Source organism: Salipiger bermudensis (assembly GCF_019801965.1).
Lineage (GTDB): Bacteria > Pseudomonadota > Alphaproteobacteria > Rhodobacterales > Rhodobacteraceae > Salipiger > Salipiger bermudensis_A.
Map to the genome: position 1 here is coordinate 99,166 of NZ_JAHVIA010000004.1, position 21,191 is coordinate 120,356.

Annotated in this window: 17 protein-coding genes; 6 read left to right on the forward strand and 11 right to left on the reverse strand. The window is 67.3% G+C overall.

Annotation, left to right across the window (positions count from 1 at the left end):
- Positions 1-33: 33 nt before the first annotated feature.
- From KUV62_RS09950 to KUV62_RS09970, 5 genes are all read right to left on the reverse strand, one after another.
- The gene (locus KUV62_RS09950) at positions 34-1,314 is read right to left on the reverse strand and encodes a GTP-binding protein (RefSeq protein WP_222603905.1); all 1,281 of its coding nucleotides are present in this window, start codon (positions 1,312-1,314) and stop codon (positions 34-36) included.
- Positions 1,315-1,729: 415 nt separating this feature from the next.
- The gene (locus KUV62_RS09955; RefSeq protein ID WP_222603546.1) at positions 1,730-3,880 is read right to left on the reverse strand and encodes an exopolysaccharide transport family protein; all 2,151 of its coding nucleotides are present in this window, start codon (positions 3,878-3,880) and stop codon (positions 1,730-1,732) included.
- On the reverse strand, positions 3,877-5,013 hold the full coding sequence (locus tag KUV62_RS09960; RefSeq protein ID WP_222603547.1) for a glycosyltransferase family 4 protein: 1,137 nt from the start codon (positions 5,011-5,013) through the stop codon (positions 3,877-3,879). The genes KUV62_RS09955 and KUV62_RS09960 overlap by 4 nt, the downstream gene beginning before the upstream one ends.
- 65 nt (positions 5,014-5,078) lie before the next feature.
- The gene (locus KUV62_RS09965) at positions 5,079-6,251 is read right to left on the reverse strand and encodes a glycosyltransferase family 4 protein (protein ID WP_222603548.1); all 1,173 of its coding nucleotides are present in this window, start codon (positions 6,249-6,251) and stop codon (positions 5,079-5,081) included.
- On the reverse strand, positions 6,248-7,201 hold the full coding sequence (locus KUV62_RS09970; protein ID WP_222603549.1) for a glycosyltransferase family 2 protein: 954 nt from the start codon (positions 7,199-7,201) through the stop codon (positions 6,248-6,250). Before KUV62_RS09970 ends, KUV62_RS09965 begins: the two co-directional genes overlap by 4 nt.
- A 425-nt stretch (positions 7,202-7,626) precedes the next feature.
- Between KUV62_RS09970 and KUV62_RS09975 the strand changes: the two genes are divergently transcribed.
- The 5 genes from KUV62_RS09975 to KUV62_RS09995 all read left to right on the forward strand — a co-directional run bounded on the left by KUV62_RS09975 (position 7,627) and on the right by KUV62_RS09995 (position 14,454).
- Positions 7,627-8,916, forward strand: coding sequence for an O-antigen ligase family protein (locus tag KUV62_RS09975; RefSeq protein WP_315901575.1), 1,290 nt, complete (start codon positions 7,627-7,629; stop codon positions 8,914-8,916).
- A gap of 306 nt (positions 8,917-9,222) precedes the next feature.
- The gene (locus tag KUV62_RS09980; RefSeq protein WP_261395540.1) at positions 9,223-10,605 is read left to right on the forward strand and encodes a sugar transferase; all 1,383 of its coding nucleotides are present in this window, start codon (positions 9,223-9,225) and stop codon (positions 10,603-10,605) included.
- Between the two features lie 51 nt (positions 10,606-10,656).
- Entirely contained in the window at positions 10,657-11,724 is a 1,068-nt protein-coding gene (locus tag KUV62_RS09985) for a UDP-glucuronic acid decarboxylase family protein (RefSeq protein ID WP_410000844.1), read from the forward strand.
- A complete protein-coding gene (locus tag KUV62_RS09990; RefSeq protein WP_222603551.1) occupies positions 11,721-12,971 on the forward strand; it encodes a glycosyltransferase family 4 protein in 1,251 nt (416 codons plus the stop codon). Before KUV62_RS09985 ends, KUV62_RS09990 begins: the two co-directional genes overlap by 4 nt.
- A 34-nt stretch (positions 12,972-13,005) precedes the next feature.
- A complete protein-coding gene (locus KUV62_RS09995) occupies positions 13,006-14,454 on the forward strand; it encodes an oligosaccharide flippase family protein (protein ID WP_222603552.1) in 1,449 nt (482 codons plus the stop codon).
- Here the strand turns inward: KUV62_RS09995 and KUV62_RS10000 are convergent.
- Entirely contained in the window at positions 14,448-15,086 is a 639-nt protein-coding gene (locus tag KUV62_RS10000; protein WP_261395541.1) for a response regulator transcription factor, read from the reverse strand. The two genes, KUV62_RS09995 and KUV62_RS10000, sit on opposite strands and share 7 nt — an antisense overlap.
- 414 nt (positions 15,087-15,500) lie before the next feature.
- Between KUV62_RS10000 and KUV62_RS10005 the strand changes: the two genes are divergently transcribed.
- Complete coding sequence (locus KUV62_RS10005) at positions 15,501-16,136, forward strand: acetyltransferase (RefSeq protein ID WP_222603553.1); 636 nt, start codon at positions 15,501-15,503, stop codon at positions 16,134-16,136.
- 17 nt (positions 16,137-16,153) lie between these two features.
- On the opposite strand, the gene KUV62_RS10010 is transcribed toward KUV62_RS10005, so the two are convergent.
- The 5 genes from KUV62_RS10010 to KUV62_RS10030 are packed head-to-tail and all read right to left on the reverse strand — an operon-like array spanning position 16,154 to position 20,979.
- Positions 16,154-17,326 (reverse strand): DegT/DnrJ/EryC1/StrS family aminotransferase, encoded by a 1,173-nt coding sequence (locus tag KUV62_RS10010; RefSeq protein WP_222603554.1) that lies wholly within the window; start codon positions 17,324-17,326, stop codon positions 16,154-16,156.
- Positions 17,323-18,324 carry an NAD-dependent epimerase/dehydratase family protein gene (locus KUV62_RS10015; protein WP_222603555.1) on the reverse strand — a complete coding sequence of 334 codons (1,002 nt, stop codon included), beginning with the start codon at positions 18,322-18,324 and terminating at the stop codon, positions 17,323-17,325. Before KUV62_RS10015 ends, KUV62_RS10010 begins: the two co-directional genes overlap by 4 nt.
- Positions 18,321-19,448 (reverse strand): DegT/DnrJ/EryC1/StrS family aminotransferase, encoded by a 1,128-nt coding sequence (locus KUV62_RS10020; protein WP_222603556.1) that lies wholly within the window; start codon positions 19,446-19,448, stop codon positions 18,321-18,323. Before KUV62_RS10020 ends, KUV62_RS10015 begins: the two co-directional genes overlap by 4 nt.
- On the reverse strand, positions 19,445-20,464 hold the full coding sequence (locus tag KUV62_RS10025) for a Gfo/Idh/MocA family protein (RefSeq protein WP_222603557.1): 1,020 nt from the start codon (positions 20,462-20,464) through the stop codon (positions 19,445-19,447). The genes KUV62_RS10020 and KUV62_RS10025 overlap by 4 nt, the downstream gene beginning before the upstream one ends.
- On the reverse strand, positions 20,461-20,979 hold the full coding sequence (locus KUV62_RS10030; RefSeq protein WP_222603558.1) for an acyltransferase: 519 nt from the start codon (positions 20,977-20,979) through the stop codon (positions 20,461-20,463). Before KUV62_RS10030 ends, KUV62_RS10025 begins: the two co-directional genes overlap by 4 nt.
- Positions 20,980-21,191: the final 212 nt, after the last annotated feature.

The window sequence follows — 21,191 nt, forward strand, 5'->3', positions numbered from 1 at the left end:
AAAAAATTCCGCGGTGCCTGATCCAAGCCGGTTTCAGGCGCTCGGACGCTGCTCTGCCCGCCCCTGTCCCTGGCGACGCAACGGAAAGGCCGGTCGCGAGGGCGGGCGCGGGCGCACGCGGCAGGCGTCGAGCGCCGCCACGATCGCGGCCCGGTTCATCTCGCCCGTGCCGATGAACACGATCTCCTGTCGACGGTCGCCATAGGGCGCCTGCCAGTGCGCCGCGATGCGCGCCCGCGCCTCGGGCTCCACCGGCCAGGCCGGCCGCGGCACCGAGGCCCACCAGCGGCCGGAGGTGCGGATCGTGCTGAGGCAGCCCGATAGGCTGATCTCCATCACCTTCGCGGGCATCTGCGCGGCCCAGTAATGGCCCTTGGCGCGCAGCACGCCATTGAAGAGGCAGGGCGCGCCGCCGCCGAAGATGTGCTGGATGCGGGCGGCATCGAACGGCTCGCGAGCGCGGTAGACGAAGGACGTCAGGCCGTATTCCTCGGTCTCCGGGACGTGGTCGGCAAAGCCGTTGAGCTCCTTGAACCACATCGGATGGCTGCGGGCGTGGCCGGGGCTGAACAAGCCCGTTCCGAGCAGCTCGGAGGGATCGACCTCCCCGAACTCCGTCTCGATCAGGCGGGCGTCGGGATTGAGCGCCCGGATGACCTGGCATGCCTTCGCGGTGCGCTCGGGCCCGGCCGTGCGCACCTTGTTGAGAACGATGATGTCGGCAAACTCGATCTGGTCGACCAGAAGCTCCACCAGCGTGCGCTCGTCCTCGTCGTCGCGCGCCTCGGTGCGGTCGCGCAGGAAGTCGCGGCTTTCGAAATTGGCCAGGAGGTTCGCGGCGTCGACCACCGTCACCATCGCATCGAGGCGGGTGATGTCGGCGAGGCTGGCGTGGCTCTCGTCGCAGTATTCGAAGGTCGCGGCCACCGGCAGCGGCTCCGAGATGCCGGTGGACTCGATCAGCAGGTAGTCGAACCTGCCGGCCTCGGCCAGGCCTCGCACCTCGACCAGCAGGTCATCCCTCAGGGTGCAGCAGATACACCCGTTGGTCAGCTCGACGAGCGTCTCCTCGGTGGCGCTCAGCCCGGCGCCGCCCGAACGGATCAGCTCGGCATCGATGTTCACCTCCGACATGTCGTTGACGATCACGGCGACCCGCATGCCGCCGCGATTGTTGAGGATCCGGTTGATCAATGTCGTCTTTCCGGCCCCGAGGAAGCCGGAGAAAACGGTTGTTGGCAGCCTCTTTTCCGCCGCGCCGGATCCTGCACTCACGGTCGCAGGCGCTCGGCTGGCGTGCGCGTCATCGGGCATCATCGGTCTCGTCCTCTTCTCCTTGTGGTGCCCAGCAGCCAGCCGCCTGCGTCGCCGAAATTGGCGGACAGGCCGGGCGGCGTTGTCCCTGAGGGTCACCACGACCCCTGCATTTCCCCGGTGAAGTCTGCGCGAACTCCCTGTGCGTCCGACGCCGACAGTCACGATCTTGCGGCGTCGTTGCTGTGCCGGACAACTCTCCTTGGGGGCAGCGCCGCTAGTCCTTTCGGCGCAGCGGGCGGCGGCGGTACGCCCTTTTGCCATCCGGTGCGGCCCCGGGAAGGCTTGCTCCGCACCGACAGCACGCGCCGTGCCGGAACATCTGCCCGGCAAGAGAAGCACGGCCTCGAAGACGCGCGGGCGCAGCTCGGAACGGGACGGAGGAAGGCATGGGGGCATAGGGCGGCGGGCCCGCCTAGCCGGCGCTTTCGGACATCGAGAGCCGGTCGGTGAAGCCGTAGAGCCGGTGACGGCGCGGCTGGGCATCGACGATCAGCGAGAAGGCCTGGTGCACGCTGATCTTCGCCAGCAGACCCGCGCAAAGCTCGACCACCGTCCGGGGGGTTTGGCCCCAGCGCAAGACGAGGAGGATGTCGCCGCCATACCGCGCGATCTCCAGCGTGCCGGCGGCCAGCAGCGGCGGTGCGTCGATGATCGCGACCGCCTTGTCCGCGGCGCATTGCTCCGCCAGCGCGGTCAGTGTCAGCTCGATGTCGCCATTGGCCCGGTCGAGAAGGTCGCGAAGCTGCAGCCGGCGCAGCGGAGACCCGGGTGCGCTGTCGTCGCGGGATGCCGTGCGCTCGGCTGCCGCGGGCTTCGTCCGGCCACGGGCATTCACGAGCAGCACCGTCTCGCCTTGCGCGTCCAGTTCGCGGGCGATCCATTCGGCCACCGGGACCGTCATGTCCCGGGCTCGCGGCGCACTCACGGTCAGGACACCCGGCATACGGCCGCCATTCGCGCTCCTGAGCATGAGCAGCGCCTCGCGCACGTTCTCGGAAGCAGGGGCGTTGAAGATGTCGGGCTTGGCCCGGTCCCAGGCCTTCCATCTCGTCGCCGACCGGACCCGCGGCCACAGGCCCACCGGGACGAGGGAGGGCAGATGCGCAAGCTGTTCGTGGCTGCGCGTGCTGTTGTCGCGAAGCTCGAGCAGCGCCGCCAGCGTCAGGCCAAGCAGAAGCCCGGCGAACGCGGCGCCGATCAGCAGCAGCTTGCGCCGCGGGCCGGTCGGGTTGTGGGGGATGCGGGCGGGGGACAGGACCTCGAGGGAAACCGGTGTCAGGCGCGCCTGCGCCAGGATGAGCTGGCGCTTGTACTCGAGCGTGGCCAGCGATCTCTCCGATTCCCGCAGATCGTCGAGCTGCCGGTCGATGCGGTCTTCCTGCAAATGGCGGGCGGCGAGCAGGTTGCGGGTCTCGGCCAGGTCGCGGGCCAGCTCGGTCTCGCGCGCCTCCAGCGCGGTGTCCTGCAGCGCCACCGAGCGGTCATAGGCCATGAGACCGGCGGCCAGCTCTTCGCCAAGCGCCGAGATCTCCTGCTCCTTCCGGCGCAGCGCTTCGCTGTTCTTGCCGAAGGTCAGCATCATCCGGTTGAGGTCGCGTTGTTCGGTGATCCACTCTGAGCGCAGCGACGCCAGGTGCTCGGGCTCGGAGAGGGCGGTCATGTTGGGATCCGCGAGCGCCGCCTCGATCGAGAGCCGGATGGTCGCGATTTCCTCGCGTGCCTGCCGCAGGTCGGTGTGCCGGGCCGCGAGCGTCGAGAGGCGCAGCTCGGGAAGCTCTCCGTCTGCGCCCTTGGCCTTGTCCTCCGCGTCGAGGGTCTCTTCGATGCGGCTCCGCATCTGTGAGACGCGGTCGCGGTCGACGGAGATCCGGGTGTCCAGCCAGTCGGCGGCATCGCCGACCTCGCGCTGCCAGCGCGCTTCGCGCAGGGCCAGGTAGGTCTCGACCAGGGCCGGCGGCACCGCCGCCGCGAGCTCGGGATCGGCGGCCGAGAAGCCCACGGTGATGACATCGAGAATACCCTGCCGCGAGACCGTCAGTGCCTTGTCGAAGGCCATGGCGACGTTGTCCTTCACGAATTCCTCGCTGGCGGTCGCATCCTCGGTTTCGTCGCTGCCGAGAAAGGCGGCGCGCAGCGTGGTGCGCAGGTCTTCGAGCAGCAGGTCCAGCTCAGTGGGCTCCTTCAACTCTTCATTGAACTCGGGAAGGCTTGCGAGGTCGAAGCGGGCGATGACCTGGCTGGTCACGTCCTTCGACAGCAGGCGCTCGATCTCGTCCTGCATCTCGATCCCGACCTCGCGCCCGTCGAGCCCCGCGGTCAGCGTCAGGGCCGGGGCCGGGGAGACGAGGATCCTGGTCTGGGCGTAGTAGGTCTTGGTGGTGCTCATGATGAGCGGCAGGGCCATGAGGATGAGGAGCATGGTTACGCCGGAGATCAGCAGGGCGCGGCGGCGCAGCACGCGGGCCAGCGATGACCATGCCGCGCCGTCGACCGAGGCCTCTTCGCTCGGTGGCGGATCGAAGCGGAGCGCGGAGCCGCCGTGTCGCCGGTGCGTGGTGTTCATGTCGACCGGGCCTCGGTCGCGGCGTCGTTGACCAGTTCGCCGAGGCTGGCCTCGAGGGCGGTCACGTAATCCGCCATGCCGAAGCGCGAAAGGTAGAGCTTGCGGCCGGCCTCGGCGAGCCGCTCGCGCAGCGCGTCGTCGTCGATGAGGCGTTTGAGCGCGCAGGCAAGGGCCTCGGCATCGCCGGGCGGGACGAGGAGACAGTTCTCTCCATCGATCAGGACTTCGCCATGCGCGCCGACCCTTGTGGTGATCACCGCGAGCCCCGCGGCGAGCCCTTCGAGCACCGCCATCGCGAAGCCCTCCGCATGCGAGGGCAGCACGAGGATGTCCGCTTTCGAGCGCAGCTCACTGGCGGCCTCTGTCGAGACCCAGCCCGGCAGGTGGACATGATCCGAGAGGCCGAGCTGCGCCAGCTCGTCGCGATACTGCGTGACCATGCCGTCGCCGGCCAGCGTGGCGCACCAGCTGGCGTGGCGCAGGCCGGGACCCGAAAGCGCCTCGATCAGCTCCGGGACGCCCTTGCGGGGGCCCAGCCGACCGAGGAACAGGATGTTGGTCTGAGGGTGCACCCTGGCGATGCGGGGGCCCGGGTCGGGGACGCAGTTGCGCAGGATGGTGATGCTGGCGGTCGGCACCTCGAGGCTGCGCCACACGGTGCCGAGGTCGCGCTGGCCGAGAACGAAGATCTGCTCGGCCTGCTGGAACATCGCGCGGATCATCTTCTGCTGCCATGGTGGCCGACGCTCGAAATCCTCCTCATAGGCGTAATCGTGCAAATGCAGCACGTAGGGTGCCCTGAGCAGCCGCGCCCAGCGTGAGAGCAGAAGCTTGCGCACGGTGCTGCCGCGACCCGCGATATGGAACTGCTGCAGCACGATCCGACCGCAGAACGCGTCTCCCGCGATCAGCCCGAAGGCGGCGAGGAACCGCAGAGGCGCGCGCGGGCTGCGCCACGAGGTACCACGCGTGTCGACGACCTTGTGCTCGAAATCGCTGTCGGTGCCGGTGCCTTTGGCATCCAGCACGTAGCCGATCAGCCGCCCGATGCCGCCTCCGCTTTCCGTTCCCCCGGCGATGTGGTGACGCACGAGCGGCTTGGCGCAGGTGCGGGATCTCTCTCGGCCTTCCATCTGTCGTCCTCGGGTCTTGGGCGAACCGCGCGACGGACCCCTGTTTCCGCCTGCCTCCGCCAAACTCATTTCGGATCGAGCCTGCGCTCGGGACAATGCGCGCCGTCGGTCTGCACGCTTATCCTTTCGGCGTAGGGCGCGGCGGCATCGACCAATTCGGCGTAGAGCGCGACCGCCGCTGCTCCGATGGTGCGCGGCGCGTTGGCACCGCGCGACCAGTCCAGTGCATTGCGCGCCAGCCGCGCATGATCCTCGGGATGCGTCGCCAGATGAAGAAGCGCCTGCGCCAGCTCTGCCGGGGCGCGCGGAGGCACCACGAGGCCGATCCCGTTCGGCTCGACGGTGGCGCGAAGCTCTCCGACATCGGTCACCACGACAGGCTTGCCGAAACTGGCTGCCACGTGCAGCACGCCGCTCTGGGAGGCCTCGTCGTAGGGCAGAACCACTACGTCGGCCTCGCTGAACAGGCGCGCGACCTCGGGATCGTCGATGAAGCCCGAGCGGATATCGTAGCGCTCGGGCGCGCCCATCAGCGCGCGCAAACTCCAGGGATCGTCGCCGCGCCCGGCGATGGTGATCCGCAGCCCCGGCAGGCGCGGGCCCAATCGGGCCTCGGCGCGGATCAGCGTCTCGAGCCCCTTGTAGGCGAAGATCCGGCCAAACAGCAGGATGTTGAAACCTTTCGGATCGGGCTTCTCGGCCATGCCTTCGCGCTGCGCCAACTCGGCGTAGCGGCAGATCGCCGGATGCTGCAGTACATGCACCGCACTCGCGGGCTTTGCAAAGGTGTCGCAGGCGGCGGATCTCAGCGTCTGGCCGTGGACGATCAGCTGATCGGACTGGCGCGCCACCAGCCGCGAGGCCCAGCCGGGAAGCCGCGCGGTATCGCGATCGCCGGGGTGGATGGTGACGTCGTGCACTGTGGTTACGACCGGGCGCCCGCGCCAGAAGGGCAGGGCGAGGTTCAACCATGGCGAGGTGTTGCTCAGCAGGTGCAGCACGTCGGGATCGAGCGCCTTCAGCCGCCGGCTCAGCCAGAACAGGAACGCCGGGTTGCGAAGGCTGCGGTTGCGCGGCCAGTCGACCAGCTCGAGCCTGACGCGCGGGTCGATCCACTCGCGCAGCGCCGCGTAGCGTGCCCGGGGCAGGATCGCGGTGGTCTCGGCATGGGGAGCGAGCCCATTGGCATAGGCAATGGTGTAATCCACCGGTTCGGAGTTGAGCAGAACGACCCTCACTGCGTCCGAGTCCCGGCGGAGCTCGCGCTGCTGTCCTGCATGACGTCGGCCAGCGCACCCATTGTGTGCTTGACCCGGCGCAGCAGGTTGGGCTCTCCGGTATCCGCGAGCCCCCTGAAGGCCAGCGACATCAGTCCCGGCGCACCGATCTGGCCGAGCCGGGCGGCCGCGACCTGATAGGCGAAATTGTCCTCGATGCTCACCCGGATGTCGCGGCCGCGGGCGGCCAGCACCTCGTTGGTGACCTGGGCCGTGATCTCCCAGTGCGACATGCGCTTGCTGAGCATCGCCTGATCATCCTTCGCGCGGTACCAGGCGTTGTCGTGGATCCGGTAGCAGGCGAGCGGCTGCGGCAGCGCCACGACCGGCGTCAGGAACGGCAGCACGCCGGTGAGCCAGGCATCGGCGGAGATCGCGAAATGCTTCGGTATGTTGCCGGCCTCGTCCCAGCACGACCTCCGGACCGCGAGGGAGGAGGTCATCGGGAAGGGCCAGCGCCCGCCGCTCTGCGCCAATCGCGGCGCGAGATCGCCACGGCAGAGGGTGCGCGGGATCGGGGCGAAGGCGTGGGAACCATCGGGGCGCGTCGGCTGCAGGCGATGGTACACCAGCCCGGCCTCGGGATTGGCGGCGAAGGCGTCGAGCACGGCGCGCAGCTTGCCCGGAAGGAACCAGTCATCGGCATCGAGAAACGCCATGATCGGCGCCTGCGCGAGGGCGACGCCGGCATTGATGGCGCTGGCCTGCCCGCCATTGGCCTGGAAATGCGGCCGGATGCGTGCGCCGAGCGCCGAGATCACGCAATGCGAGCTGTCGGTCGAGCCGTCGTCGACGACGATGACCTCGGCGTTGACGTCCTGCTGTTCGAGGGCCGAGTTGATCGCGTCGGGCAGGTACTGGCCGTAATTGTAGTTGTTGATGATGACGCTGATCTCCGGGATGCCGCTCATGATGCCGCCCCTGTCCCAAGATGCGTGAGGCCCGGCAGCCGTGCCTGCGCGGGGCACGCGGCAGGCGCCGCCCGGCAAGGCGTGGTCGAAACGGGGGGCAACGGTCCGCGGGCGGCATTGCGTCCGACGGAAGCGGCGACATCTGAAATGACTTTGATCATGATTTTCCGCTCGGCAAGAGAGCTGCCCGCGCAATTGCAGGCGAGTTTGAATGAAGGAAGGATCGCGTATCAGGGGGCCGCGAAGGAACTCATCCATTTGGCCATTCGGGGCCGGCGATCCGCCACGTGTTGACCAAAGGGCGAGGCCGGCAGCGTCATTTGGGGCAGGTCCGGGCCGATCGGCGGTCTTCCCGGTCGGGGCCGTCGCGCGTTTCATCTTCGCGAGGGCCCCGACCGGGCCCGGTCGACGAGGGCAAGGATCAGGTGAAGACACGCAGATCGGGTATCGGGCGCAGCTTGCGCCGTCTCGAGTGGATCGGGGCAGGGGCCGCGCTCTTCGTGTTTTCAGGAGCGATCTTTCCGCTCATGGTCAGCGGCGCCGACGGCATGCTCGATCCGTCCGAGCGCGGGCGACTACGCTTGCTTAACCTCTTGGCCTATGCGGTGATCCTCGGACTTCTCGCGCTGCGCCCGGTGGCCTTCATCCGCGCGCTGACCCGCAACCTGCCGATGCTGGCGCTGGTCGCGCTGACCTTCGCGTCGACCTTCTGGTCGATCAGCCAGTCGGTGACCATGCGGCGGGCCATCGGCCTGCTGCTCTCGATGGCGCTGGCCTATCTTCTCGCAACCCGTTTCACGCCCCGGCAGCAGATCCAGTTGATCGGAACGGTTCTCGGGGTTGCGACGGGGCTGAGCCTGCTGGCTGCGGGCGCCATGCCGGGCAAGGCCTTCCTCCCGGGTGAGAGCGAGCTGCGCGGCGTCTTCATCCACAAGAACGTGCTGGGCTGGATCGCGAGCTTCTGCGTCCTGATCGGCATCGTGGCGCAATCGGATGCCTCTCGGCGGATGCGGGTCGGTGGCCGGGTGCTGATCGTGACCGGCCTGGCGGCGACACTGGCGTCGGGATCGGCCACCGGGCTGCTTTCCGTGGTGACCGCCTTCGTCACCGTCGCCACCGTTCGGACGCTGGCGCGCAAGCGCGGCGCGGCGCGGCTGTTTGCGAAGATGGTGATCCTGCTGGCCTCCATCGCCGCGCTCTCGGCGTTGATCATCGGGCTGATTCCCCTACTCGAGTTCCTCGGCAAGGATGCAACGCTCACCGGCCGCGTGCCGCTGTGGGAACTGGTCGTGCCCGAGATCGAACGGCGCCCGGTGCTCGGTCACGGCTACGGCGCCTTCTGGTCGGAAGCCTCGCCCGCGGCATGGCGGATCTGGGAGGCCGAAGGGTGGCAGGCCCCGCATGCCCACGAGGGGTATCTGGATCTTCTGCTCGGGATCGGCGTCGTCGGGCTGGCGCTCTTCGCCGTGGTCGCGTGGTTGGCGATCGCGCGGGGCGTTCACCTGTGCTCGGTCGCGCCGGACGAGGGCTGGGCCTGGTGCGTCGCGGCGGTGGTCGGCGCCCTGGTGATGAACCTCTCCGAAAGTACGATCCTTATGCAGAACGACATCCTTTGGGTGCTGTTCTCGACCGCGGCGCTGACCATTTCCATGCGGCATGCCGAGCTGGTCCAGCCGCTGCCGCGCCACGTCCGGCTCGCCCACGCCGCGGTCTGACGCGGCCCTCCGGCGGCGCAGGCCGGCCGATTCAGCGACACCACAGCCTTCACCGCGACTTGCAGGCCGACGAACGGGGAGGATTCGCGCCAGAGGCCAGCTGCCGTCGATCGCGAAGCCGGCCAAGCCGGCACGCGATGTCCCTTTGGTCAGGTCACGTGGCCATTCTGTCAACTACACGTGAAGGTGGCTGGGGCGTCACTCTCCCTGGGGTGGACATTCAGGGCATACAGGGAGTGACAGGATGAGAGCCTTTTCTTTGACCCAACGCCGGGGACCCGTGACACGCGGGCTGCGGGCCGACCAATGAACAAGGCAATTTCCTCGGACGACCTCGATGTCGATCTCGAGCGCGTGATGGGCCGCACGCATCCGGACGAGACGGGCGAGCGGACCCGCGTGCTTGCCGGGCTGACGCTTCTCGGCTCGGATGGCGCCGCCCTGGCGCTTGTCGTGACGCTGGCCCATCTCGCCCAGAGCGCTGCCGGCGCCGACCCGATGCTGCCGCGCCTGCTGCTTTTCGCGGGGGGCATCCTCATCGGCCTCAAGGCGGCGCAATCGCTCTACCCGGGGTTCGGCCTGCATCCGGCAGCGCGGCTGCGGAAGCGCGGGCTGGCCTTTGCCGGGAGCGGTGCGATCGGCTCGATGGCGGCGCTCACCCTCATGGCGGTCGATGCCGCCACGCTCGTGGCGCTCTGGCTCGGGCTTGCGGGGGTGCTGGCCTGCCAGGCCGTGGCAGGCTTCTGGGTGCGCCGGCGTCTCATCGTCCGGGGCGCCTGGGGGCTTCCGGTCGGGCTCTGCGGAAATCCGGCGAAGGCCGCGGCCCTCGGCCGGTATCTCGGCGCGCATCCCGATCTGGGCCTGAGGCCGGTGGCGGAGGGAAAGCCCTGCCGCGTGCAGCTCTGGGCGGGTGACACCTTGCCCGACGGCGCCAAGCTGGCGGCCATGCGCGAGGCCCACGCCGAGGTCATCCTCGTGTCGGACCTGCCGCGCCTGCGCCTCTCGGGGGTCCATCCCTCGGATCACGGCGACCATATCGGGCTGCGGCTGGTGCCGCCACGGCACACGCCGCTTCGGGCCTCGGTCAAGCGTGGCTTCGATCTCGCCCTGACGCTTCCGCTGGTGGTGCTGACCGCGCCGGTGGTGCTGTTCGCGGCCGCCGCGATCAGGATGGTCGATCCCGGGCCGGCCTTCTACGTGCAGCAGCGTGAAGGCCAGGACGGCAAGCCCATCGGCGTGCTGAAGCTGCGCACCATGTATCTCGATGCCGACCGCATGCTCGCGGAGCTGCTGGAGCGCGACCCCGAGGCCCGTGCCGAGTGGGAGAGCCATTTCAAGCTGCAGGACGACCCGCGGGTGCTGCCCGGGATCGGGACCTTCCTGCGGGTCAGCAGCCTCGACGAACTGCCGCAGCTGCTCAACATCCTGCGCGGCGACATGAGCCTCGTCGGGCCGCGACCTTTCCCGGCCTATCACCTTGCCGCCATGCCATCGGATTTCCGACACCGGCGCGCCAGCGTGGTGCCGGGGCTGACCGGGCTCTGGCAGATCTCCGAACGCAGCACCTCCGATCTCGAGGGGCAGCAGGAGCTCGACGAATTCTACATCGACGGACGCTCGTTCTGGGGCGACCTCGCAATCTTCCTCGGCACCTTCTGGGCGGTTCTCGACCGGCGCGGGGCCTACTGAACGACATTTCCCCGGCTGATTTGCCTGCAAGACCTATTGGAGACGAAAGCTATGAATATGCACGTGAACACAACCAAGCGAATTCTCGTAAGCGGCGGGTCGGGCTTCCTGGGGTCCTTCCTGTGCGAGAGCCTGCTCGCGGAAGGGCACGAGGTGCTCTGCGTCGACAACTTCCAGACCGGCTCGCGCCGCAACATTGAGCACCTGACGGGGCACCCCCGCATGGAGGTGATGCGGCACGACGTGACGGTGCCGCTCTACGTCGAGGTCGACGAAATCTGGAACCTCGCCTGCCCAGCCTCACCGGTGCACTACCAGTCGGACCCGGTGAAGACCGTCAAGACCAGCGTCATGGGGGCGATCAACCTGCTGGGACTGGCGCGGCGCACCAAGTCGCGGATCTTTCAGGCCTCGACGAGCGAGATCTATGGCGATCCCAAGGTGCACCCGCAGCCCGAGGGCTACTGGGGCAACGTGAACACCATCGGCCCGCGCTCGTGCTACGACGAGGGCAAGCGCTGCGCCGAGACTCTGTTCTTCGATTACCACCGCCAGTACGGGGTCGATTTCCGCATGGCCCGGATCTTCAACACTTACGGTCCGCGGATGAGCGAGAACGACGGTCGCGTGGTGTCGAACTTCATCGTGCAGGCCCTCAGGGGCGAGGCGCTGACCCTTTACGGCGACGGATCGCAGACCCGCTCGTTCTGCTATGTCGACGACCTGATCGCCGGCTTCCGGGCGCTCATGGCCTCGGATCAGCCCGAGCCGGAGCCGGTCAACCTCGGCAACCCCGGCGAGTTCACCATCCGCGAACTGGCCGAGACGGTGATCGAGCTCACTGGATCGAGCACCAAGCTGGCCTTCCGCCCGCTGCCCGGAGACGACCCGACCCAGCGCAAGCCCGACATCTCGCGAGCCCGGGAGACGCTAAACTGGGAGCCGAAGATCGCCCTGCGCGAGGGCCTTCAGAGGACCATCGCCTATTTCGATGACCTGCTCTCGGGCCGCGGCCCGCAGGATCAGCGGGGCCTCATCAACGGCGTTGCGACGGAAGCGCCGGTCCCGATCGCGGGGTTGGCCCTGCGTGCGCAGAAAGAGGAACGTCGCCAGGTATGAGACTGCTTGTCCTGGCGCATCGTCTCGAGCTCGGTGGCACCCAACTCAACGCCATCGAGCTGGCAGCGCAACTGCAATACGCGCACGGGTTCGACGTCACCGTCCATGCCACCGAAGGGCCGGCGTTGGCGCATCTCAGGGCCCGCGGCCTGCGCTACGTGCCGGCACCGGATGCGCGTTTCCACCCTTCGCCGGAGCGCATCCGGGCGTTGCGGGCGTTGGCGCGGGAACAGCAGCCGGACCTGATCCACGCCTGGGACTGGTGGCAGGGGCTCGAAGCCTATCTCGGGGCGCACCTGCCGCAGCGGACGCCGCTGATCATCACCGACATGATGATGGAGCTGACGCGGTGCATGCCCCGCCTGGTGCCGACCACCTTCGGTTTCGCGGGGCTGAAGGAACAGGCGGTGCGGGCGGGCTGGCGCGAGACCCACCTTCTCCTGCCGCCGATCGATACCGTGACCAACGCGCCGGGGGTGGTCGACGGCAAGGCATTCCGCCAGGGCCTCTCGATGCGGCGCAGCGAGCTGCTGCTGGTCTCCGTGTCGAGGCTTGCGGAGGTCATGAAGGCCGAACCGCTTGTCCGTGCGATCGCAGCGGTGCGCGAGCATGGCGCGGCACTGCCGCTGAAGCTGGCGATCGTGGGGGACGGGCAGGCGCGGGGCCGGCTCGAAGCGCTGGCGGACGAGGCCAACCGGCATCTCGGGCGCGAGGCGATCGTGTTCACCGGCGCGATGGACGATCCTCGCCCGGCCTATGCGGCCGCCGACGTGGTGCTCGGGATGGGGGGCTCGGCGCTGCGGGGGCTCGCCTTTGCCAAGCCGGTGGTGGTGCTTGGCGAGCAGGGCTTCGCGCTAACCTTCGGGCCGGAGACCGCGGCCCGGTTCGAGCGCACCGGCATGTTCGGAAGTGGCGGCACGATATCGCTTGCCGAGGAGATCGGGGCGCTGGCCGGCAACGGCCCGCTGCGGCGCGAACTCGGGCGGTTCGGACGAAACTACGTGGTCGCGCATCACGGGCTCGAGGCGCTCGCCGACGGCTTCGCGGCGCTGTGCCGGCGAGCCACCGAGACGCACCCGTCGCGGCTCGCGCAGGCGGGGGACGCGGCGCGCAGCGCCTTCTGGTACCTGCGCGAACGACGCTTTCGCGTGGCCTCGCGCGATGCCACGGCCGCCGAGAGCCGCGCCCGGCCGGGCGGCGGGCAAGGCGATGTCGCCCCCAGGCTGGGACGTGCGCGACGCTCCTGAGATCTTGTACATGCGTTCTTTCACAGGCTGACAAATGGTCCGACGGTCGTTTTTCCTTTCCTTCGCAGACAAGTCCGTGGGGCTGGTGCTCGCGATCGCCACCATGGCCATCGTCTCGCGCCTGCTGACGCCGGCCGAGGTCGGCCTGTTCATGGTGGCCTCGAGCCTCGTCATCCTGATCGAGGCATTCCGGGATTTCGGCGTCGCCTCGTTTCTCATCCAGGAGCGCGAGCTGACGCCGGAGCTGACCCGTTCCGCGACCACGCTGATCTCGGTGCTGTCGCTCGCGCTTGGGCTCGCAGTCGTGCTCATGGCCGGGCTTGCGGCGGCGGTCTACGAAATGCCGGATCTCGCGGCGCTGCTCCGCATCGCAGCGCTGGCCTTCCTGCTGGCGCCGATCAGCAATCCGCTGCTGGCTCTGATGAAGCGGGACATGGATTTCACCTCTGTGGCGCGGATCGGGATCTCTGCCGCGGCGCTCAATTCCGCCACGACGATCGGGCTCGCCGCCGCCGGATTCGGGGCCTACAGCTTTGCCTGGGGGGCGGTGATGGGGGCGGTCGCATTAAGCGTCGGTGCGCTGCTCTGCCGGCCAGAGTGGTGGATCTTCCGGCCGTGCTTGCGGCACTGGCGCCAGATCCTGCCCTTCGGCACCTGGACCACGGTGGTGACGGTCGTGGGCATGCTCTTCGATGCCATGCCGCGCCTGATCCTCGGCCGGGTGCTTGGCTTCGGCGCGGTCGGGCTGCTGTCGCGCGCGGTGTCGCTGACGCAGCTGCCCGAGAAGGTGCTGTTGAGCGCAGTGCCGCCGGTGGTGCTGCCGGCGCTTTCGGCGCAGGTGCGGCTCGGGGCGCCGATCTCGGCGCCGTACCTGCTGGGAATGTCGCTGATCACCGCGATTCAATGGCCGGCACTGCTGTGCCTCGCGCTGCTGGCCGATCCCATCGTGCGCCTGCTGCTGGGGCCGCAATGGCTCGAGGTGATCCCGCTGGTGCGGATCGTCGCGATCGCGGCGATGCTGCTGGCGCCGATCTACCTTGCCTTCTCGGTACTCGTTGCGCTCGGCCGGGTGCGCGACATGGCGCTGGTCAGCCTCGCCTCGCTGCCGGTCTCGGCGGCCGCGGTGCTGATCGCCGCGCCGCACGGGCTCGCCGCGGTCGCCTGGGCGCTGTTCCCGGCCAACGCGGCGAACGTGTTGCCGATGCTGGTGCTGGTGCGCCGCCATGTCGGGTTCCGGTGGCGCGATCTCGGTGCGACGGTGGCGAAAAGCGCCGCGGCGTCTCTCGGAGCCGCGGCGCTGCCGGCCGCCCTCGTGGTCTTCAACCCGGGCGAAATGTCGGTTTCGCTCTTCGCGCTTGCCTCGCTCGGGGCGCTGGCAGGGTGGGCCATCGCGCTGATCGCGACGGCGCACCCGCTGCGCGCCGAGGTCATGGCCGTGCTCGGCAGCCGGATCGCGGGGAGCCGGCTGGCGGCACGTCAGTAGAGATCGCCGGCCTCGTCGTCCGGCAGCACCTCGATCTCGGTGCTGCCATTGGCCAGCTCGTTGAGGCGGAAGGCGGCCTGGGTCCGGTTGGTCGCCTTCAGCTTTCGCATGATGTTGCGGATGTGCACCTTGACGGTGCTCTCCGCGAGATTGAGTTCATATGCGATGGTCTTGTTGGCATCGCCGCGCTGCAGGGCGCGGGCGACGGCCAGTTGTCGCTCGGTGAAATACTGCTCCAGCCCGCGCGGCTTCTCGGTCCGATGCGAGAGTTGCTCGCGCAGGATCGCCATGCTGCTGCGTGGAATCACGACACTGTTCGAGGAGGGCGCACGGATTGCCTCGACCAGTTCCTTCACTCCGGTGGTCGGCGAAATATAGCTCGATGCACCGCAGTCGATGGCGTCGAGAACAGCCAGGCTGTCATCGCTGCGCGAGAGTACGATCACCTGGCGGCAATCCGCCTTGGAGATGAAGTCCTGAAGCGCGGACTTCACATCCGGATCCGAGATCGCGAGGTCACCGAGGTTGTAAAGAACGATCTCGCGGCTAGAGTTGTCGGAGCTGGTGCTTTCCCACAGAGACGCAGATTGGAAGTGCCGAATGCGCGCGCCCGGAAAAATATGTTCCAGCATGGTACTTAGCACGTCCGTCTCGAATGAGCGGTCTGAAATTATTGATATCAGGTTCGGGCTTGATCGGTCCCGAGAGAAATCTTTATTGAATGGGGTAACACCATTTAATTGACCGGCTCTGTTTTGGCTTGTATTGAATTCCCTGTCGTTCACAATTACTCCTCCTAAATACTGGCTAAACAAATTCACGTAGTATGTTACAATGCAAAAGTAGATTATTCGGACTTCGTGAGGAGCTCGCTCAATTTGCGCCGGGGCGCGTCATCAAGCTGTCGTTGACCTGGTAGAATGGTCTCCCCTGTGCGCGCCGGTTCTCCCGGCACACAGCTCCTCTACCAATATGTTAAGATGGCGGATGCCCGCCTGTACAGAAGTTTTGTTAACGGTTCTTGTTAGTTCTGAGATTGAAATGTGATGAAAAATGCTGTCGTGCCGATCGGGCTGAGTGGCAACTGCGTCGAGATATTCGAGGCGCTTTCAGCTCGCTTCGAAGTGCCCGCCATCCTGGATGATAAGTATCCAAATGATACTTGGGGTCCCCTTGGTGTGCCAGTTCGCCGCCTCAATGCGGCCAAAGATTATCACAATGATACGCGATTTTTGATGATGATCGGGTCGCCGAAGAGCTTCAGGCAGCGCGCAGCAATCGTCGAACGTCTCGGGATGGACGCGTCGCGCTATGCCACTTTCAGGCATCCAAACTCGGCGGTTTCACGCCTATGTGAAACTGGAAGAGGGGTGATTTTTTTTGATGGAGTGCTCGTCACATCGAATGCGCATATCGAAGATCATGTTCAGATCCTGCCGCGGTCCATCATCCATCATGATGTCCGAATCGGGGCGTACTCTATGATCGGCTCTGGGGTGGTTGTTTCTGGTGGTGTTCAGATTGGGTCCGGGTGTTACATTGCCAGCGGAAGTGTCATTAGAGACGGAATAAATATTGGAAATGGGGCAATGGTCGGACTCGGATCCGTGGTCGTAAAAGATGTTCCCGAAGGCGCTATTGTGGCGGGAAATCCGGCCCGGGCAATCGGCGCGAAGCGGTAATGCCCGGGAGCCGTCTTCTACTGGGCCGCGGTCCGGTGGCAGGCGCCGACACTCTCGGCGATGCACTCGGCAAGCGCCTCAACCACGCGGTTCAGATCCTCTTCGCTCATCTGGGCGTAGAGCGGCAGCAGCATGGTGTGGTCCCGCGCCATTTCTGAATGCGGCAGGGGGAAGGCGAGGGGCAGGTCGGCCTGGGCGGCTTCCTGGTGCATGTTCATGATCCCGCGCCGCGTGGCGATGCCGCGATCGAGCATGCCCTGCATCACCTGCCGCTGGTCAATGTGGGTGTCGAGCCGCACCGGGTAGCTTTGCCAGTTCGACCGCGCCCATGCCGGCTCGACCGGTGCCGTGACACCGTCGACCCGGGCGAGCGCGTGGGCATAGCAGGCGGCGAGCCTGCGCCGCGCCCGGATGATCCCCGGCAGCCGCTCGAGCTGCTTGCGGCCCACGGCGGCCTGGATGTCGGTCATCCGATAGTTGTAGCCGCGCACCGGGTAGGCTTCGAAGATGACCTTCGGGCTGCCGTGCCGCGCGGTGTCGGAGACCGACATGCCGTGCTGGCGCCAGAGCCGGAATTTTGCGTCGAGCTCGGGCTGATTGGTGGTCAGCATGCCGCCCTCGCCGGTGGTGATCACCTTCCGGGGGTGGAAGGAAAAGCAGACGACATCGCCGATCGGCGCGCCGACACGGGTCCATCGATCGGTGTGGACGATCTCCGATCCGATGGCGCAGGCCGCGTCCTCGACGATGGACAGGCCATAGCTTTTCGCCAGCGGCACGATGGTGGCCAGATCACAGGGCATGCCCATCTGGTGCACCACGAGGATCGCGCGGGTGCGCGGCCCGATTGCCTCGGCCACGGCGGCGGGATCGATGTTGTAGCCGTCGGCCTCGATGTCGACGAAGACCGGCGTGGCACCGCATTGCCGGATCGCGTTGGCGCCGGCGATGAACGAATGGCTGACGGTGATGACCTCGTGGCCGGGGCCGACGCCGAGACCCTGCAACGCCAGGTGCAGGGCCGTGGTGCAGTTCGACACCGCGCAGGCATGGCGGGCGCCGGTATAGCTGGCGAACTCTTTCTCGAAGGCCGCCACCTGCGGCCCTTGGGAGACCCATCCGCTGAGCACGGCCGCACTTGCCGCCTGGGCCTCCTCGTCGCCGAGGAGCGGTTTCGCGATCGGGATCATTGCGCCGCGACCTCCGGGGCTTGCAGGGCGCGTTCGCTGCGCCACCACTCGATCAGGTGGGCCAGGCCCTCGCGCGGCGGAATCTGTGCGACGAAGCCAAGATCGCGCGATGCGGCGGAACAGTCGGCCAGGCGCCGCGGCACCGGGTTGACCTTGCGCTCGGGGGCGTGGGTCGGGATCAGGTCGGGCCGTCCCATCCCCTCAGAGATCAGCCGCGCGAGATCGAGCAGGGTGGTCTCGGTTTGCGAGCCGATGTTGTAGACGCGGTCGCTGGCCGTGCTCTTGGAGGCAAGGATGTTGGCCCGTGCTACGTCGCGCACGTCGATCAAATCGAGCGTCTGCTGCCCGTCGCCGAACACGATCGGCGGCTGACCGTCCGCGAGGCGCTCCATCCAGCGCACCATGACCTCGGTGTATTTGCCGTGCAGGTCCATGCGCGCGCCGAAGACGTTGAAGTAGCGCAGCGCCACATAGTCGAGCCCGTACATGTCATTGAACGACCGCAGCAGACCCTCGCCCATGCTCTTGGCCGCGCCGTAGAGGGTGCGGTTGCCGTAGGGCGGGTCGGATTCCGGGGTCGGGAAATGCGTGGCGTTGCCGTAGATCGACGCGGAGGAGGCCATCACCACCTTCGAGACGTTGCGCTGCACGCAATCCTGAAGCAGGTCATAGGTGGCCTGCACCATGACCGACATCGCCTCGTCGGGCTCGCTGGCGCAATGGGTGATCCTGAGCGCCGCCTGGTGAAAGACCACGTCGCTCTCGTCGACGAGTGAGCGCATCAGCGCGCGGTCGCGGATGTCGCCGTTGATCAGGCGCACGCGCCCGGAGGGCAGGGCCCCGGCGAGGTTCTCGGGGCGGCCGCGGACCATGTTGTCGACGACCAGAACCTCCTCGACGTCCTCCTCCAGGAGCAGGTCGACAATGTGCGATCCGATGAAGCCGCTGCCGCCGGTGACGAGAACGCGAGCGCCGCTAAGGCTGTTTTGCGCGGTCATGCTGCCGCCTCCTTCTTGGACTTGACCTTGGGGGCGCTGAGCCGGTTCACCGTCTCCGCGACCTGCTCGACTTCGCCCTCGGTGAGTTCGGGGAAGATCGGCAGCGACAACGTGAGGTTGGCATAGGCCTCGGCGATCGGGAAACTGCCCGGGCCCTTGGACAGGTTGGCGTAGGCCGGCTGGAAATGGACCGGGCGCGGGTAGTGGATATTGGTCGCGATGCCCTCGGCCTCGAGCTGCTTGCGCAGCTTGTTCCGCTTGTCGGCCTTGATGGCGTAGACGTGGTAGACGTGATCGCCATCCTCGGACGGTGCGGGCCGCGCGACGTCCTCCGACAGCAGCGCGTCATAGGCCTTTGCGACGCGGCGGCGCCCGCCGTTCCAGTCGTCGAGATGCTTGAGCTTCACCCCCAAAACCGCGCCCTGGATCGCTTCCATGCGATAGTTGTAGCCCTGCATGACATGCACCGAGCGCTCGAACTGGCCCCAGTCGCGCAGCGCGCGGAGCTTGGCGGCGAAGTCGGAGTCGTTGGTGGTGACCGCGCCGCCTTCGCCCGCGGCGCCGAGGTTCTTGCCGGGGTAGAAGCTGAAGCAGCCGGCGGTGCCGAAGGCACCGGCGCGGACGCCGTCGCGGGTCGCCCCGTGGGCCTGCGCGGCATCCTCGATGAGGGTGACGCGGTTGGTCTCGGCGATGTGCCGCAGGGTGGTCATGTCCGCGAGCCGGCCGTGGAAGTGCACCGGCAGGATGGCCTTGGTGCGCGGCGTGATCGCGGCGGCGCATTTGATCGGGTCCATGGTCATGGTGTCGGGGCTGACATCGACGAAGACCGGTTTCGCGCCGCAGTAGAGGATCGCCGCGACCGTCGCCACGAAGGTTGTCGGCACGGTGATCACCTCGTCGCCCATGCCGACGCCGGCGGCGAGCAGGGCGAGATGCAGCGCGGAGGTGCCGCTGTTGACGGCGACCGCGTGACGGGTGCCGCAATAGCGCGCGAAGTCCTCCTCGAAGCGCTCCACATGCGCGCCGAGAACATAGTGGCTGCTGCGCAGCGCCGACAGCACCGCCGCTTCGACATCCTCGCCGATGGCTGCGTATTGCCGCTTGAGATCGAGAAAGGGGATCATGAGGCTTCCTTCAGGGTGACGAGATCAACGGGGTGGCCGCGCAGGCGGCAGGAGCGGGAGGCGGCGGCCAGCATCTCGACGACGCGAAGCCCGCCGAGCCCGTCGGTGAGCGGGGCGGTCCCGCTTTCGATGGCGCGGGCGAATTCCTGCAATTCGGTCTGCAACGCCTCCTTGGAGGACAGCGCGGGAGCGTACATGTCGCCGATCCGGTAGGACACGAGGTGCTCGTAGGGCTTGTCGTTGCTGGTGGCGCCGCGGTCGTAGATCTTGATCTTCTCGCTGGTCTGCATGTCGTCGTAGACCACCATCTTGCGGCTGCCGCCGATCAGGGTCTGACGGATCTTAACCGGGGCCAGCCAGTTCACGTTGAGATTGGCCATCATGCCGCCATCGTAATGGATCGTCAGGTGGGCCATGTTCTCGGGGCTGCCCGCGACGAAGCTCGCGGCACAGGCGGAGATCGCCACCGGCGCCTGTCCGAACAGGTGATCCATGATCGCGAAATCATGCACCGCGAGATCCCAGATCACGTTCACGTCGCGCTGAAACAGGCCGAGGTTCACGCGGGTGGAGTCGTAGTAGTAGAGATCGCCGAGCTCGCCCTGCTGCACGAGCTCCGAGACCTGCCGGATCGCGGGCGTGTAGACGAAGGTGTGGTCGACCATCAGCGTGAGATTGCGCCGCGCGGCCTCTTCCACGAGTTCGTGCGCCTGGGCGACGGTCTCGGTCATCGGCTTTTCGACGAGCACGTGCTTGCCCGCCTTCAGCGCCGCCATCGCGAGGGCGAAATGGGTGTGCACCGGAGTCGCGATCAGTACCGCGTCGACGGTCTTGTCGCTGAGCATTTGGTCGACATCCGAGACCAGCTTGGCGGCAGGGTGGCGCAGTGCGGCGCGCTGACGGGCCTGCGGGGAGGGGTCGGCGATGACCTGAACGCTGGCGACGCCGCTCTCGGCGGCCGCGCGGGCAAGGTTGGGGCCCCAGTAGCCGTAACCGATGATACCGACGCCGATCATGTCCGTGCCCCCGCGGCAAGAAGCCCGTGAGTCTCGGCCGCGGGGGCGCTGCGGGTGTCGCCGACCACCGAGGCCGGTACGCCGCTGACGATGGCGTAGTCGGGAACATCGCGTGTCACCACCGCCCCGGCGCCGATCAGCGCGTGGCGGCCGATGCGCAGCCCGGGCAGGATCGTTGCGTTGGAGCCGATCGAGGCACCGTGCTCGACCACCACCGCTTCGCACTGCCAGTCGTCGCCGCCCTTCAGCGTGCCGTCGGGGTTGGTGCTTGCCGGGTAGCGGTCATTGGTGAACATGACGCCGTGGCCGATGAAGACCTCGTCTTCGAGGGTGACGCCCTCGCAGATGAAGCTGTGCGAGGAGATCTTGCAGCGCGCGCCCACGACGCAGCCGGCCTGGATCTCGACGAAGGCGCCGATGCGGCTCTCCGCGCCGATCTCGCACCCGTAGAGGTTGACGAGTGTCGGCTGAAAGATGCGCACATCGGTCGCTATAGTGCAATTTTCTATGGCCATTCCTGAGTCACCCCGTTTCCTGTCGGACCTCGATTCAGCTCGAAGCTTGTGTGAAAAGAGTGTCCGCGGAAGGGGATGCAGGAAATCGTCCGAACGGAGGTGGGCGTTCATCCAATGGAATAATCAGGCGGTGCCAAGCTTGCCATTCGCGCAAATGGAGCGACTTTGGGCGGCCCGGGCAGGGCCGGGGTCGGTTCTGGCAGCCGTGGCCG